12 protein-coding genes are annotated in these 15,110 nt (G+C 69.8%); 6 read left to right on the top strand and 6 right to left on the bottom strand.

Features of this window, described 5'->3' with window-relative positions; all coding sequences use genetic code 11:
* Nucleotides 1–181: 181 nt before the first annotated feature.
* Nucleotides 182–2,485: a transglycosylase domain-containing protein gene (locus tag AC5P09_RS01070; RefSeq protein WP_493871968.1), complete on the bottom strand. Its 2,304-nt coding sequence runs from the start codon at nucleotides 2,483–2,485 to the stop codon at nucleotides 182–184.
* A gap of 233 nt (nucleotides 2,486–2,718) precedes the next feature.
* Here AC5P09_RS01070 and AC5P09_RS01075 point away from each other — a divergent pair, with 233 nt between their 5' ends.
* From AC5P09_RS01075 to AC5P09_RS01095, 5 genes are all read left to right on the top strand, one after another.
* On the top strand, nucleotides 2,719–3,654 hold the full coding sequence (locus AC5P09_RS01075; RefSeq protein ID WP_493871969.1) for an SPFH domain-containing protein: 936 nt from the start codon (nucleotides 2,719–2,721) through the stop codon (nucleotides 3,652–3,654).
* Complete coding sequence (locus AC5P09_RS01080) at nucleotides 3,651–3,905, top strand: type II toxin-antitoxin system antitoxin (RefSeq protein ID WP_266434282.1); 255 nt, start codon at nucleotides 3,651–3,653, stop codon at nucleotides 3,903–3,905. The genes AC5P09_RS01075 and AC5P09_RS01080 overlap by 4 nt, the downstream gene beginning before the upstream one ends.
* A gap of 94 nt (nucleotides 3,906–3,999) precedes the next feature.
* A complete protein-coding gene (locus tag AC5P09_RS01085; protein ID WP_307677065.1) occupies nucleotides 4,000–4,524 on the top strand; it encodes a PadR family transcriptional regulator in 525 nt (174 codons plus the stop codon).
* Entirely contained in the window at nucleotides 4,521–5,210 is a 690-nt protein-coding gene (locus tag AC5P09_RS01090) for an ABC transporter ATP-binding protein (RefSeq protein ID WP_493871970.1), read from the top strand. The genes AC5P09_RS01085 and AC5P09_RS01090 overlap by 4 nt, the downstream gene beginning before the upstream one ends.
* Nucleotides 5,207–7,546 carry an ABC transporter permease gene (locus tag AC5P09_RS01095; RefSeq protein WP_493871971.1) on the top strand — a complete coding sequence of 780 codons (2,340 nt, stop codon included), beginning with the start codon at nucleotides 5,207–5,209 and terminating at the stop codon, nucleotides 7,544–7,546. The genes AC5P09_RS01090 and AC5P09_RS01095 overlap by 4 nt, the downstream gene beginning before the upstream one ends.
* Nucleotides 7,547–7,568: 22 nt before the next feature.
* Here AC5P09_RS01095 and AC5P09_RS01100 read toward each other — a convergent pair whose 3' ends face one another.
* From AC5P09_RS01100 to AC5P09_RS01120, 5 genes are all read right to left on the bottom strand, one after another.
* A complete protein-coding gene (locus AC5P09_RS01100) occupies nucleotides 7,569–7,949 on the bottom strand; it encodes a roadblock/LC7 domain-containing protein (RefSeq protein WP_493872293.1) in 381 nt (126 codons plus the stop codon).
* A 319-nt stretch (nucleotides 7,950–8,268) separates the two neighbouring features.
* Nucleotides 8,269–9,579 carry an AI-2E family transporter gene (locus AC5P09_RS01105; RefSeq protein WP_493871972.1) on the bottom strand — a complete coding sequence of 437 codons (1,311 nt, stop codon included), beginning with the start codon at nucleotides 9,577–9,579 and terminating at the stop codon, nucleotides 8,269–8,271.
* 123 nt (nucleotides 9,580–9,702) lie between these two features.
* Nucleotides 9,703–10,392, bottom strand: coding sequence for an aggregation-promoting factor C-terminal-like domain-containing protein (locus AC5P09_RS01110; RefSeq protein ID WP_493871973.1), 690 nt, complete (start codon nucleotides 10,390–10,392; stop codon nucleotides 9,703–9,705).
* Nucleotides 10,393–10,808: 416 nt separating this feature from the next.
* Complete coding sequence (phoH2, locus tag AC5P09_RS01115) at nucleotides 10,809–12,134, bottom strand: RNA 5'-3' helicase PhoH2 (RefSeq protein WP_266434293.1); 1,326 nt, start codon at nucleotides 12,132–12,134, stop codon at nucleotides 10,809–10,811.
* 349 nt (nucleotides 12,135–12,483) lie between these two features.
* Entirely contained in the window at nucleotides 12,484–13,257 is a 774-nt protein-coding gene (locus AC5P09_RS01120; RefSeq protein WP_266434295.1) for an isoprenyl transferase, read from the bottom strand.
* Nucleotides 13,258–13,949: 692 nt separating this feature from the next.
* On the opposite strand from AC5P09_RS01120, the gene AC5P09_RS01125 reads away from it, so the two are divergent.
* On the top strand, nucleotides 13,950–15,101 hold the full coding sequence (locus AC5P09_RS01125) for a winged helix DNA-binding domain-containing protein (protein WP_493871974.1): 1,152 nt from the start codon (nucleotides 13,950–13,952) through the stop codon (nucleotides 15,099–15,101).
* Nucleotides 15,102–15,110: the final 9 nt, after the last annotated feature.

The following is a 15,110-nucleotide window of genomic DNA, read 5'->3' on the forward strand; positions in this document are numbered from 1 at the left end:
CTGATGCCTCCGGCGGTGGGGCGGGGGTTCTCTCGCCTTCGCCGCGGGGGTTTGGGCGTAGGGCGGCTGCGGGTCCGGTGGCGCTTGTCGCGCCCACGCGGCGGAGCCGCATATGTCACAGCCCCGCGCCCCCTAAAGGCTGAAGAGGCGCCCGGTGATTACCGGGCGCCCCTTGCCGTTGCTACAGGTTGTCGTCGTCCGCTGGATTCAGTGGGTCCTCGGGGGTCGTGGCGTCCGCCGGAGGTGACGTCGTCGGGGTCTGCGTCGGCGGTCTGGTCGTCGGAGTGGTCGTCGGGGTCTGCGTCGGCGGCTCGGTCGTCGCCGGTTCCGAGGTCTCGGGCTCCGTCGTCGGGGGCTCCGTGGTCGGCTCCTGCGTCGGGGTCCGGCTGGGAGTCCGGCTCGGGGTCACCGACTTGGTCGGCTGGACCGCCGCGCCCTGGTCGGTGTCCAGGTCGAACTTGGAGTTCTTGGCCGAGACGCCGAAGGTGTACGCCGCCCAGATCTGCGCCGGGAAGCCGCCGCCGTTGACTCGCTCCTCGCCGCCCGCCCCGTACATCTTGGTCTGCGCGCCGGTCTTCGCGTCCTCGCCGAACAGGCCGACCGAGGTGACCAGGTCGGGCGTGTAGCCGGTGAACCAGGCCGACTTGTTGTCGTCGGAGGTGCCCGTCTTGCCGGCGACCTGCTGGCCGTCGCGCTCGGAGTTGTCGCGGACCGAGGTGCGGGCCGTACCGTCGTCGACCACGCCGGTCAGGACCGAGGTGACCGTGTCGGCGGTCTCGCGGCTGAGCACCTGGTCGCCGATCGGGTCGGGCAGCTCCACCGTGCGGGTGTTGTGCTCGGCCGACTTGAGGATGGTCGGCGTGACCTTCTTGCCGTGGTTGTCGAGGGTGGCGTAGACGCCGGCCATCTGCAGCGGGCTGGCCCCCATGGTGCCGAGGGTCTGCGCGGGGACCGCCTTGAGGTCGGTGGTGTCCATGCCGAGCTTGCCGGCCACCTCGAGGACGTTGTCCATGCCGACGTCGACACCGAGTTGCGCGAAGACGGAGTTGATGGACTTGTTCATCGCGGTCTGGACCGTGACGTCGCCGTAGTCCTGGTCGTCCTCGTTCTCGGGGGCGAACCCGACCTTGGTGCCGTTGTCCACGACCGGGCGCTTGCTGGTGCCGTCGTAGATGGTGCTCGCGGTGATCGGCTTGCCGTCCTGCGTCTTCGCGTTCTCCTCCAGCGCGGCGGCGAGGATCACCGGCTTGAACGTCGACGCGGGCTGGTAGTCGGCGCGGGTCGCGTTGCTGCGGAAGTGCTTGTAGTAGTCGACGCCGCCGTACAGGGCGACGACCTTCCCCGTCTTGGGGTCCACGGAGACCGCGCCGGCCTGGATGGTCTTGTCGACCGACCGCTTCTCGGGGTCCAGCTTGCTGGTCAGCTGGGTCTTGGCCGCCTGCTCCAGCTCGGCCTGCTTCTTCTTGTCGATGTTCAGGGTGATGGTCCAGCCCTGGTTCTCGACCTGCGCCTCGGCCTCGTCCCGCGAGATGCCCTGCTCCTTCATGAGCTGGTCCTCGAGCTGCGTGTTGGCCAGGTTGACCAGGTAGCCCTTCTGCCCGTCCAGGCCGGGGGCGCCCTTCGGCTCCTTCGGCACCGGGAACTCCATGGCGTCGCGCTTGGCCTTGGTGAGCCAGCCCTCCTCGACCATGTTGTTCAGGACGTAGTTCCAGCGCTCCTTCACCAGTGCCTTGCCGGTGTCGGTCGCGGCCTGCCAGTCGTACTGGCTCGGCGCCTGGAGCAGCGCGGCGAGGTAGGCGCCCTGCGCGACGCTGAGTTCCTTGGCGTCGACGCGGTAGTAGGCCTGGGCGGCGGCCTGGATGCCGTAGGCGCTGCGGCCGTAGTAGCTGGTGTTGATGTAGCCCGCGAGGATGTCGTCCTTGGACGTCGTGCGGTCCACCTTCAACGAGATGACCAGTTCCTTCAGCTTGCGCGTGACGGTCTGGTCCTGGTTGAGGTAGTAGTTCTTGACGTACTGCTGGGTGATCGTCGAGCCACCCTGCTTGCCCTTGCCGGACAGCGTGTTGAGCAGGCCGCGAGCGGTGCCCTTGAGGTCGACGCCGGCGTCCGTGTAGAAGGTCTTGTTCTCCGCCGCGACGAAGGTGTGCTGGACGGACTTGGGGACCTCACTGAGCTCCACGATCTCGCGGTTGGTCTCGCCGACGCGGGCCAGGATCGTGCCGTCGCTGTACTCGTAGACGTTGCTCTGCTGCTGAGCGGCCGCGTTGCCCTTGGGTATGCCGACCATCATGTACAGCGCGATGAAGGCGCCGATGCCGAGCAGGCACAGGCCGAAGAAGGTGCCGAGGATCTTCTTCCAGGTGAACAACCTGCGTATGCCGCTCTTCCCGGGCTTGCCGCCCGCGGCGGCCGACGAGTGGCGGCTCTTGGGCGCCGCGCGGCGACCACCGCGCTGCCGCGCTCGTCTCTCTTCCGCTCGTCCCATGAGTCCGCTCGCTCCGCTTCGTTCTCGGCTGTCACACAGGTTGCTGGCCCGAGTCAGCTCAGAAAGCTAACACCGCTCTCTGTGACAAAGGGCCTTCGATCCGGTCTTTTACGGACGTGAGAATCAGCACCCGAGTCCATGGAACCTGACCACTGAGAGGGGGTCAGGGTTGTCGTGACGGGGTAAAGTGATATCACTTAGCTAGAACGACGCTAGACAAACGGGGGGACCCCATGTCCACACACGACTCCGCACCCACCTCCGACGTGCCCCGCATGCCCGGTCCACGCGTGCGCGAGTTCGCCGCGCACAGCATCGGCGGCGCGCTCGCGCTGCTGCTGGGCCTGATAGGCCTGCTGCTCGGCATCGGCATGGTCGTCACCGCCACGGCGGTCGCCGCGACCGGCGCCAAGGCCGCTCTGATCGTCGTCGGCATCGTGATCGCCCTCGCCGCCTTCATCGCGATGTGCGGTCTGAACACGGTGGCGCCGGGCGAGGCCCGGGTGGTCCAGCTCTTCGGGCGCTACCGGGGGACGATCCGCGAGGACGGGCTGCGCTGGGTGAACCCCCTCACCTCCCGCGAGAAGATCTCCACCCGCGTCCGCAACCACGAGACCGCCGTCCTCAAGGTCAACGACGCCTACGGCAACCCGATCGAGCTCGCCGCGGTCGTGGTGTGGCGGGTCGAGGACACCGCGCAGGCCACCTTCGAGGTGGACGACTTCCTGGAGTTCGTCTCCACCCAGACCGAGGCGGCCGTCCGGCACATCGCCATCGAGTACCCATACGACGCCCATGACGAGGACGGCCTCTCGCTGCGCGGCAACGCCGAGGAGATCACCGAGAAGCTCGCCGTCGAACTGCACGCGCGCGTGGAGGCGGCCGGCGTCTCCATCATCGAGTCCCGCTTCACGCACCTCGCCTACGCCCCCGAGATCGCCTCGGCGATGCTCCAGCGGCAGCAGGCCGGGGCGGTCGTCGCGGCACGGCGGGAAATCGTGGACGGAGCGGTGGGCATGGTCGAGGCGGCACTCGCCCGGATCTCCGAGCGGGGCATCGTGGAGCTGGACGACGAACGGAAGGCGGCGATGGTGTCCAACCTGATGGTGGTGCTGTGCGGCGACCGGGCTCCGCAGCCGGTCCTCAACACGGGGACGCTCTACCAGTGACGGATCCCTCCGAGGGCTCGGCCCCTCAGCGTCGGCCGCAGCAGCGCAAGCAGGTGCTGCTGCGGCTGGACCCGTCGGTGTACGAGGCGCTCGCCCGGTGGGCCGGGGACGAGCTGCGCTCGGCGAACGCGCAGATCGAGTTCCTCCTGCGGAAGGCGCTGGCCGACGCGGGGCGGCTGCCGAAGGAGACCGGGCCCCTGCCCCGCCGGGGGCGTCCGCCCGGGGGTTCGGGGCCTGTCGCAGAACCGTGACAATCGGCTCCCACCTGCGCCGCCGTACACCCCGCCATGACGTACACACTCCAGGTATACATGCGGGGTATACACCCCATGTACAGTCCCACCCATGTCCATCGGTCACACCCTCCTGGGACTCCTGGAGTCCGGCCCCTGTCATGGTTACGACCTGAAGCGGGCCTTCGACGAGAAGTTCGGTCACGACCGGCCGCTGCACTACGGCCAGGTCTACTCGACGATGTCCCGCCTGCTGAAGAACGGGCTCGTCGAGGTCGACGGGATCGAACCCGGCGGCGGGCCCGAGCGCAAGCGGTACGCCATCACCGAGGCCGGCGTCACCGACGTACAGCGGTGGCTCGCCACCCCGGAGAAACCCGAGCCGTACCTCCAGTCGACGCTGTACACCAAGGTCGTCCTCGCGCTGCTCACCCGGCGCGACGCGGGCGACATCCTCGACACCCAGCGTGCCGAGCACCTGCGCATGATGCGGATCCTCACCGACCGCAAGCGCAGGGGCGATCTGGCCGACCAGCTGATCTGCGACCACGCGCTGTTCCATCTGGAGGCCGATCTGCGCTGGCTGGAACTGACGGCCGCGCGGCTGGAGAAGCTTGCCGAGGTGGTGACCAAGTGACCGCCCCCGCCGGTTCCCTGCTCGCGGCCGACGAGCTGCGCAAGGCGTACGGCCCGACCGTCGCCCTCGACGGCGCCGAGTTCTCCATCCACCCCGGTGAGGTCGTCGCCGTGATGGGCCCGTCCGGGTCCGGCAAGTCGACCCTGCTGCACTGTCTCGCCGGGATCGTGCCGCCCGACTCCGGGTCGATCACGTACAACGGGCGCGAGATGGCCACCATGAACGACGCCCAGCGCAGTGCGCTCCGGCGCAGCGACTTCGGGTTCGTCTTCCAGTTCGGGCAGCTGGTGCCCGAGTTGACCTGTGTGGAGAACGTCGCTCTGCCGCTCAGGCTGAACGGCATCTCCCGCAAGGAGGCCGAGCGGACCGCGCTCGGGTGGATGGAGCGGCTGGAGGTCGACGACCTGAGGAAGAAGCGGCCCGGCGAGGTGTCCGGCGGGCAGGGGCAGCGGGTCGCCGTCGCGCGGTCGCTGGTCACCAACCCGCGGGTGCTGTTCGCCGACGAGCCGACCGGCGCGCTCGACTCCCTCAACGGCGAGCGGGTGATGGAGCTGCTCACGGACGCCGCCCGGTCCACCAACGCCGCCGTCGTGCTGGTCACGCACGAGGCGCGGGTGGCCGCGTACTCCGACCGCGAGATCGTCGTACGGGACGGGAAGTCGCGGGACATGGAGCGCGTCGTATGAAGGTGAGGCAGTGGGGGCGGGACCTGGCCATGGGGGTCAGGTTCGCGTTCGCCGGGGGGCGCGAGGGGTGGACGCGGGCGGTGCTGACGGCCGTCGGCGTGGGGCTCGGGGTGGCGTTGCTGCTGCTGACGACCGCGCTGCCGAACGCACTGGCCGTCCGGGACGACCGGGAGGCCGCGCGCAACGACCTCTACTACGGCGACACCGACACCAAGGTGTCCAGGTCGGACCACTCCCTCCTGATCGCGAACGCCGGTACGACCTTCCGCGACAAGAACGTCCGGGGGCGGGAGCTGGAGCCGGAGGGGCCGCGGGCGCCGCTGCCGCCGGGGGTGGAGAAGTTCCCGGCGCGGGGCGAGATGGTGGTCTCCCCCGCCCTGAAGGACCTCCTGGAGTCCGACTCCGGGAAGCTGCTGCGGGAGCGGCTGCCGCAGCGGATCGTCGGCACGATCGGCGAGAGCGGGCTGATCGGCTCGGCCGAGCTCGCCTTCTACCGGGGCGGCCAGGGCCTCGCCGAGCGGCTCGGCGGAGGCGGGGCGGCGCGGATCGAACAGTTCGGACTCTCCCGGGGGGCCTCCGAGGACATGGACCCCGTCCTGCTCCTCCTGATCCTCGTCGTCTTCGTCGTCCTGCTGATGCCGGTCGCCGTCTTCATCGCCGCGGCCGTACGGTTCGGTGGCGAGCGGCGCGATCGGCGCCTCGCGGCGCTCAGGCTGGTGGGCTCCGACAGCCGGTCCACCCGGCGGATCGCCGCCGGCGAGGCGCTCGCGGGCACGGTGCTCGGGCTGGTCTTCGGGGCGGGCTTCTTCCTGATCGGCCGTCAAGTGGCGGGCTCTGTTGAGGTCTTCGACATCAGCGTGTACCCGAGTTACCTCAACCCGTCCCCGGCGCTCGCCCTGCTGGTCGGCCTCGCCGTGCCGGCGGCCGCCGTGCTGGTGACGCTGTTCGCGCTGCGCGGGGTGGTCATCGAGCCGCTCGGTGTGGTGCGTACGGCGAAGCCCGCGCGGCGCCGGCTGTGGTGGCGGCTGCTGCTGCCGCTGGGCGGGCTCGCGATGCTCTACCCGATGGTCGGACAGGGCCGCGACGAGGGCGACTTCAACCAGTACCTCGTCACCGGCGGTGTCGTCCTCCTGCTCGTCGGCGTGACCGCGCTGCTGCCGTGGATCGTCGAGGCCGTCGTGGCCCGGCTGGGTTCGGGCGGCGTGGCCTGGCAACTGGCCGTGCGCAGGCTCCAGATGAGCAGCGGTACGGCCGCCCGCATGGTCAACGGCATCGCGGTGGCGGTGGCCGGGGCGATCGCGCTGCAGATGCTGTTCGCCGGGGTGGAGAGCGACTACACGAAGAACACCGGCTACGACGTCTCGCTGGCGCAGATGCAGGTGACTCTCGGGGACGGGGAACCGCTCGGCCCCTCCGTCGAGAAGTTCCGGCGGACCGAGGGCGTGCGCCAGGTCTACGCGTACTCCGACGGATACCTCGGCGAGCGGCGCACGGATCCGGTCCTCGGCACCCAGGTGACCGTCGCGGACTGCGCGTCACTGCGGGAGGTGGCCACGCTGCCCTCGTGCCGGGACGGCGACGTGTTCGCCGTACGGGGTGCCGACTACGACACCGACACGCTGAAGCTGGCGAAGGCCGGACAGACGCTGTACCTCGACCCGTCCTACGAGGGCGACGTGAAGAACTCGGAGGTGCCCTGGGTGGTGCCGTCGGGTATGAAGCAGGCACAGACCCGCCCGGACCCCACCGGGTCGGAGCGGGGCGGCTTCCTGATCACCCCGAAGGCGCTGCCGGCCGCGGCCGGCGCGGTCCTGGAGGGACAGCTCTACCTCAAGCTCGACGAGTCCGTGCCGGACGTCCGCGACCTGGTGCGGAACACGGCGGCGACCATCGACCCGCTGAAGGAGCCCATGGTCTGGCAGTCGGTCCAGCGGGCCGACCGCTACACCGCGATCCGCACCGGCCTGTTCGTCGGCGCCGCCTGCGTGCTCGCCCTCATCGGCGCGAGCCTCCTGGTCTCGCAGCTGGAGCAACTCCGCGAGCGCAAGCGGCTGTTGTCGGCGCTGGTCGCCTTCGGCACCCGGCGGCGCACACTGAGCCTGTCGGTGCTGTGGCAGACGGCGATCCCGATCGCGCTCGGCCTGCTGCTGGCCTCGGTGGTGGGGCTGACGCTGGGCGCGGTCCTGCTGCGGATGGCGGGCACCGGGGTGCGCGTGGACTGGCCGAGCGTGCTGTCGATGACCGGCGTCGGTGCCGCGGTCGTCCTGGTGGTGACGCTGCTCAGTCTGCCGCCGCTGCTGAGGCTGATGCGGCCGGACGGGCTGCGCACGGAGTAGCCCGCGCGGCCCGCCGGTTCCTTCAGGCTGTTTCCCGGTCGGTGAGGATCGAGCCGATACGGCGCAGAGTCGGCTGGGTCGCGCGGTGGAGCTCGTCCACGTCGATCCCCTCGTCGCCCAGGACGACCATCAGCGCGGTGTCGCCGACGGCGTACACCGCGGCGCAACCGTGGCTGCCGTACGTCACCGTCCGGCGCAGGCTGCCGCGGGCGGTGGCCTCGGCGGTACGGCGGGCGAGACCGAGGCCGGCCGCGGCGAGGGCGGCGAGGCCCTCCGGGTCGATGGAGTCGGCGGTGTCGGCGACGATCAGCAGTCCGTCGGCGGCGGCGACGGCGGTGTCGGTGATCCCGGTGACCTGTTCGCGCAGGCCGCGCATTTCCAGCGCCAGGGCTTTGTGGTCCATGTGATCCATGTGGTCCATGTGTCCGACTCCCCTATCTCTGTGAGCATCACCGAGGGAGGCATGTGTATCAGGCCGGGCGCATATTCCGGACGCGGTATTCCGAGCTGTCGCCGACTGGCGTTAGTTGAGCCTTCCGGTTGCCCAACTGGCTTTGCACAGCGCCCATTTGACAACTACCGGCGTTGTCGTTGCCGTCGGCTGGGGGCTCTGCCCCCCCCCCCAGACCCCCGGGCCTGTGCCCACCCACCACCCGTCTCGGTCGGACAAGAAGTGGCCCAAGACCTCGGCTCTCACCCCGCCGAGACGGGTGGTGCGCGGACTACGACGCCGGGGGCGGTTCCGTCGGCGCCGTCTCCACCGCCGTGGCGCCCCTCGGCCTCGGCGACTGCTTCAGCGCGGCCTCGTGGGAGTACGAGCGCAGATAGCCGACCACCGTGTTCGTGACCGCCACCAACGGCACCGCCACCACCGCACCCCCGATACCGGCGATCATGCCGCCCGCGGCGACCGACAGCACCACCGCCAACGGGTGCACCCGGACCGCCCGGCCCAGGATGAACGGCTGCAGGATGTGGCCCTCGATCTGCTGGACCGCCAGGACCACCGCCAGCACCATGACCGCCGTGAAGACGCCTTGCGTCACCAGCGCGACCACGACCGCCAACGCCCCGGACACGACCGCGCCGACGAGCGGGATGAAGGCGAACAGGAAGATGAAGACGGCGAGCGGGACGGCCATCGGGACGTCGAGGAAGTAGATGCCGAGGCCGATGAAGATGGCGTCGATCAGGGCCACTATCACCGTGCCGCGGACGTACGCCGTCAGTGTCCGCCAGGCCCGCGGGCCGGCGCCCGCCACACCCGGCCGGGCCGCCGCCGGCACCAGCTTCAGCGTCCACTCCCAGATGCGCCGGCCGTCGTACAGCAGGAACAGCGTCGAGAAGGCCGCCAGCAGTATGCCGGTCAGCGCCTCGACCACGACCGTCACGCCCTCCAGGCCCGCCGAGGTGATCTGGTCGGTGTTCGCGCCGACCGCTTCGCGCAGGTTCTCGGCGATGTCGTTGATCTGCTTGTCGGTGACGTGGAAGGGGCTGTTGAGGAGCCACTTGCGCAGCTCGTCGATGCCGTCCTGGACCTGGTCGGAGAGGTTGTCGATGTTCTCCATGACCTGCCAGGTCACGAACCACCCGATCAGGCCCATGACGACGAAGCCGAGGATCGCGGTGAGGGCGGTGGCGAGGCCGCGGGGGAAACCGAGCCGCCGCAGCCGTTCCACCGTCGGCTGGAGCAGCGCGGTGATGAGCAGCGCCGCCACGAACGCCAGCACGACGAGTTGTACGGCGCTGATGACCCGCATGAGGACCCAGAGGGTGCCGGCGAGGACGAGCAGGCGCCAGCCGGCCTCGGCGGCGACCCGGACGCCCCAGGGCACGGCGAGGGCGGGATCCGGGCGGTCCGCGGCGACCGGGGGCGTGGGATCGGCGGGCGGCGGACGGTGGTCGGGCGGCAGGTCGCGCTCCTCCGCCTCCGCGTGCTCGCGCTCCGCCTCGGCCCGGCGCTCGCCGAACCGCTCACCCATGTCGGTCAGTTTGGCGCCGATCCGACCGAGCCACCCTGGCACTGGTGACATGATCCGTCCCTTTTCCCCGTCTGTCCCCACCACTCCCCCTGGCGTCGTCCGCACCGACCGTACATGGCGAAAGCCCCTCCCCCTAGGACGGGGAGGGGCTGCGCGGGGTTGAGCGTTGCGGGCTCAGTACCAGTTGTTGGCCTGCCAGAAGGACCAGGCCTCACAGGGGCTGCCGTAGCGGCTGTCCATGTAGTTGAGGCCCCACTTGATCTGGGTGGCCGGGTTGGTCTGCCAGTCGGAGCCGACCGACGACATCTTGGAGCCCGGCAGGGCCTGGAAGAGACCGTAGGCCCCGGAGGAGGGGTTGACCGCCCGATAGTTCCAGTCGGACTCGTGGTCCACGATGTTGCTGAAGCACTGCCACTGGCCGCTCGGCACCATCGCCTGCGCCATCGCCTGGATCTGCCCGATGGTGTAGGAGTTCTGGACGGGGAAGCTGGAGGAGTCCCGGCTGGCCTTGGCCTTGGCCTCCGCCTCGGCGCGTTCCTTGGCCTCCTGGGCAGCCTTCTCGGCAGCTTCCTTCTTCTCTATCGCGGTCTGGGCGGCAGCCTTGCGGGCCGCTTCCTCCGCCACCTTCTTGGCGCTCGCGTCCGCGGCGATGGCCTGTACGTCCGCCTGCTGTGTCAGCGAGGCGGTCTGCACCTGGGCCTGCTGACCCGCGGGGATGTCTGCGAGGAGCGTCGAGTCGGCTGCAGTCGCCTCGGCGTCGTTGTTCTGCGCGGTGCTGCCCGAGGCAACTCCAACAACGCTTCCGACAGCGGTGACCGCCGTGGCAGAGGCCACTGCGAATCCCCGGACCGAAATCGGGCTCACACGGTTTCCTTCCAGCACCGCCCGCTTCGGTGACCCTGGCGGACGCAATCGTGCCCCTGGCACTGGCCTCCCAACTGCGGGGTCACGGAGGCGCGGGCCCGGTGGGCAACTCCCTTGGGGGGAGCGCCGCGTGGTGAGCGGGCGGCATACGGCGACGGTATGGAGTTGATGTGGTGCTTCTGTAGTGCCGTACCGCTGGGGGTACAGGTGTGCCGTATGCGGGGCCTGACAGGAGTGAGACTCTGCCGTAACCGGACGCCGCAAGGCAATTCTGAGTTGCGTGTGAAAGCTCACATCTCGTTTGGGCCAGGGGATTCCGAGAAAGCTCCACGCGCGAAGGCGCCGCCCGGCTAGGCTCACTGCCTTTCCGAACGGCGCCAACTACCGCGTAACCGGCCCTAATTGGACCGAGCTTCTCAGATGTGCCCATCCTCCAGCATTTCGGTCACAAGGGCCGCGATCTGGGACCTCTCGGACCGCGTCAGCGTGACATGGGCGAAGAGCGGATGCCCCTTCAGTTTCTCGACGACGGCGACGACACCGTCGTAGCGGCCGACTCGCAGATTGTCCCTTTGCGCCACATCGTGGGTCAGAACCACCCGTGAATTCGCGCCGATCCGGGACAGAACGGTCAGCAGGACGTTCCGTTCCAGCGACTGCGCCTCGTCCACGATCACGAACGCGTCGTGCAGGGAGCGGCCGCGGATGTGGGTGAGCGGGAGCACCTCCAGCATCCCGCGCGCGCTGATCTCCTCGATGACCTCGCGGCTGGTGACCGCGGACAGCGTGTCGAAGACCGCCTGCGCCCAGGGGCTCATCTTCTCGGACTCGGAGCCGGGCAGATAGCCGAGCTCCTGCCCGCCCACCGCGTACAGCGGCCGGAAGACCATCACCTTCTTGTGCTGACGGCGCTCCAGGACCGCCTCGAGCCCCGCGCACAGCGCGAGCGCCGACTTGCCGGTGCCGGCCCGGCCGCCCATGGACACGATCCCGACGTCCGGGTCGAGGAGCAGATCGAGCGCGATGCGCTGCTCGGCGCTCCTGCCCTTGATGCCGAAGACCTCGCGATCCCCGCGCACCACCCGGACGTTGCCCTCGGGCGTGACCCGGCCGAGCGCCTTGCCGCGCTCCGACTGGATCATCAGCCCCGTGTGCACGGGCATGTCCGCGGCCTCGGGGACGTAGACCTGCCCCTCCTCGAAGAGGATGTCGACCTGCTCGCCGGGCAGGGTCAGTTCGGACATTCCGGTCCAGCCGGAGGCGTCCGTGATCGCGAGCTCGGCGCGGTACTCCTCGGCGAGGAGCCCCACGGACGAGGCCTTGATCCTGAGCGGGAGATCCTTCGACACAACCGTGACGTCGAATCCCTCGGCCTGCAGATTGCGGGCGACCGCGAGGATGCGGGAGTCGTTGTCCCCGAGGCGGTAGCCGCTGGGCAGGACGCTGGGGTCCGAGTGGTTGAGCTCGACACGGACGGTCCCGCCGAGATCCCCGATCGGGATGGGAGCATCAAGGCGGCCGTGCTGGACGCGGAACTCGTCGAGCAGGCGCAGGGCCTGCCGGGCGAAGTAGCCGAGTTCGGGATGGTGCCGCTTGGCCTCCAGTTCCGTGACCACGACGATCGGCAGCACGACTTCATGCTCGTCGAAGCGGTTCAGGGCGTGCGGGTCGGCCAGCAGGACGCTGGTGTCGAGAACATAAGTGCGCCGGTCTGGCTTGTGGCGCTTTGTGCTGGTCACCACGGAAGGACGTACCCCCTCGGATGAGGTCGGGGAGCGACGGAGTGGAGCTGGACCGGTCGTCGGCCGCTCTGCACGGACCGAGAACCGGCCCTCCGCCTTGTCGTCCGCGCTGTGACCGCACGGTCGGGCTGGTGCAAAGGGCCTCCCGGGCGGACGGCCCCGTGCCGTCCGCTGAGATACGACACCCGTGGTTCGGGCGTCGACCTGCTTGGCTTATGCCCTCGAACATGCGCCGCCATGCCAGTGCATATGACGGCGCGCTGGTGAACTCCTTGTTACTTCCGCCCCAAACGGGGTATTCGGGCGCCCTTCGACGGGTTGGCCGCCCCGACTGCCGGAACGCGGTCGGCTAGCCGCCGTAACGGCGGTGGCGCGCTGCGTAGTCGCGCAGGGCGCGCAGGAAGTCGACCTTGCGGAAGGCCGGCCAGAAGACCTCACAGAAGTAGTACTCCGAGTGGGCCGTCTGCCAGAGCATGAATCCGGACAGCCGCTGCTCGCCGCTGGTACGGATCACCAGGTCGGGGTCGGGCTGGTCGCCGGTGTAGAGGTGGCGGCCGATCATGTCGACGTCGACGGACTCGGCGAGGTCCTCCATCGAGGTGCCCTTGTCGGCGGCGTCGAGGATCATCGAGCGGACCGCGTCGGCGATCTCCTGGCGACCGCCGTAGCCGATGGCGACGTTGACCAGTATTCCGTCGACCTTCTCGGTGGCCTCCTCGGCCTCCTTGATGGTGCGCTGCATGCCCTGCGGCAGCAGGTCGAGCGTGCCGACGTGGTGCACGCGCCAGCGGCCGTCGGCGGCGAGGGAGCGGACGACGTCCTCGATGATCCCGAAGAGCGGGACGAGCTCTTCCTGCGGCCGGTCGAAGTTGTCCGTCGAGAACAGCCAGAGGGTGACGACCTCGACGTCCGTCTCGGTGCACCAGCCGAGGAACTCCTCGATCTTGTCCGCACCGGCGCGGTGACCCTGGGCTGTGGTGGAACCCGCGGCCTTCGCCCAGCGCCGGTTGCCGTCCATGACGACACCGATGTGCTTGGGCACCTGGGCGTGGTCCAGGTGGCCTTCCACCCGGCGTGCGTACAGCCTGACGAGCAGGCTGCGCAGCTTGTCGCGCAGGTTCACGTGATTGTCAGCCCCTCCGTACGGTGGCGGTCCCCGCGGAGCGAAGGGTATCGCGGGCGTGTGGTGTGGGGTGCGGGAGGGTTGCGGCGCCTGTGGCGGCGGGCTCGCCCCCTGGGGAGGTGGCCCCGCATCTCCTACGGGTGCCCCCTGTGAGAACAAAAAACGGGCCGGTCCGTGGGGGGGATACGGACCGGCCCGAGGGGGGGTTTCCACCATAACCCTTCGTAAGTGATGCTGCGTGCATCGGCGTGCCACAACTACTCTCCGGAGTCGCGCAGCGACGGCCCGGTGGCCGTTCGAGGGCCTCTCAGAGGCGGGTTCATGGCCGGAACACAGCGGATTCTCAGGGGAATCGGAAGGTTGCGGGGAGATCCGGGAGGTTCGGTGCGCTTCCCTCTTCCGGGTGACGCCGTGGTGAGCGCGTCTTTGACGCCGGGAGTGTCGGCGGTGGCCGCGGCACCGCTCAGCCCCCTCCACTGCACGGTACCGCCCGCGCAGCTTTGCTCACGCGAATTACCTTGGTCTGAACTTACGTGAGATGTGAGGTAGGGGCGAGCCGCCTGCGATAACAATGTGGAAACCCTGTGGAGGCATGGATATACGGGGCGCACAGCCCGACTGAGCATTTATGGAGGACTCGGACACTCCGAACTAGGACAGGATCTGACCTCGTACCGTCCTACCCTCGCCGCATGACCGTGAGAATCACGTGGGACCAGGCGAGTGCACGGCGGCTGGAACGTCAGTTCCTGGCCAGTCCTGCCAAGGAGGGCACCTCGGCCGCCGACATCGTGGGTGCGATGCTCGCCGCGCATGCGCAGGTGCTGTCCGCGGCGGAGGCGTCGGTGGGCGTACGGAGCACGGGGACGACCCGGGCGGACGTACGGGCCGCACTGTGGGAGGACCGTTCGCTGGTGAAGACGCACGGTCCGCGCGGGACCGTCCATCTGCTCGCCGCGCGGGAACTGCCGCTGTGGAGTGCCGCGCTGACGGCCGTACCGTCCGGGGCGAGTCCCTTCGCACCGGACGCCCGGGTCACCGAGGAGCAGGCGGGGCAGATCGTGGCGGCGATCGGGGACGCCCTGGACGGCGTGTGTCTGACCATCGACGAGCTGAGCGAGGAGGTCGTCGCCCGTACCGGCCCCTGGGCCGGCGACCCGGTGATGCCCGCCTTCCAGGACATGTGGCCGCGCTGGCGGCAGGTGATGCACCGGGCGGGCCAGTCCGGCGCCCTGTGCTTCGGCCCGAACCGGGGCCGCAAGGTGACGTACACCCGCCCGCCGCACTTCGCCCCGCTGCCGGCCCAGGCGGCGGTGCGTGAGCTCGTACGGCGCTATCTGCGCGCCTACGGCCCCTCGACACCGGCGTATTTCGCCAAGTGGCTCGCCGCACCGGGCGGTTGGGCCGGCGGGCTGTTCCGGGAGCTGGCGGAGGCGGGCGAGATCGAGGAGGTCGCCTTCGAGGGCGCACCGGGGTGGGTGGCGGCCGGCGACACCGCCTTCCCCGACGGGCCGGTCCGGGGCGTACGGCTGCTGCCCTACTTCGACGCGTACGGCATCGCCGTGCAGCCCCGTGAGCTGCTGTTCCCGGGAGCCGCGTACCGGCGGGCGCTGGCGGGCGGCCAGGCGGGGAACTTCCCCGTGCTGCTCGTCGACGGGGTGGTGGCGGGGGTGTGGCACCAGCGGCGCCGGGGACGGCGTACGACCGTCACGGTGGAGCCGCTCGGGCGTCTGACGGCACGGCAGGAGCGGGAGTTGGGGGAGCAGGCGGAGCGGGTGGGGGAAGTGCTGGAGGCGAAGGCGGAGTTGGTGGTGGGTGAGGTTACGGCGGGGCCGCACGCGTGACGCAACGGC

The organism is Streptomyces sp. a15 (genome assembly GCF_059026085.1).

Excerpts from the sequence above, each read along its gene's own strand:
- AC5P09_RS01070 (WP_493871968.1), bottom strand. The coding sequence starts at position 2,485 with ATGGGACGAGCGGAAGAGAGACGAGCGCGGCAGCGCGGTGGTCGCCGC.
- AC5P09_RS01075 (WP_493871969.1), top strand. The coding sequence starts at position 2,719 with ATGTCCACACACGACTCCGCACCCACCTCCGACGTGCCCCGCATGCCC.
- AC5P09_RS01085 (WP_307677065.1), top strand. The coding sequence starts at position 4,000 with ATGTCCATCGGTCACACCCTCCTGGGACTCCTGGAGTCCGGCCCCTGT.
- AC5P09_RS01095 (WP_493871971.1), top strand. The coding sequence starts at position 5,207 with ATGAAGGTGAGGCAGTGGGGGCGGGACCTGGCCATGGGGGTCAGGTTC.
- AC5P09_RS01100 (WP_493872293.1), bottom strand. The coding sequence starts at position 7,949 with ATGGACCACAAAGCCCTGGCGCTGGAAATGCGCGGCCTGCGCGAACAG.
- AC5P09_RS01105 (WP_493871972.1), bottom strand. The coding sequence starts at position 9,579 with ATGTCACCAGTGCCAGGGTGGCTCGGTCGGATCGGCGCCAAACTGACC.
- AC5P09_RS01125 (WP_493871974.1), top strand. The coding sequence starts at position 13,950 with ATGACCGTGAGAATCACGTGGGACCAGGCGAGTGCACGGCGGCTGGAA.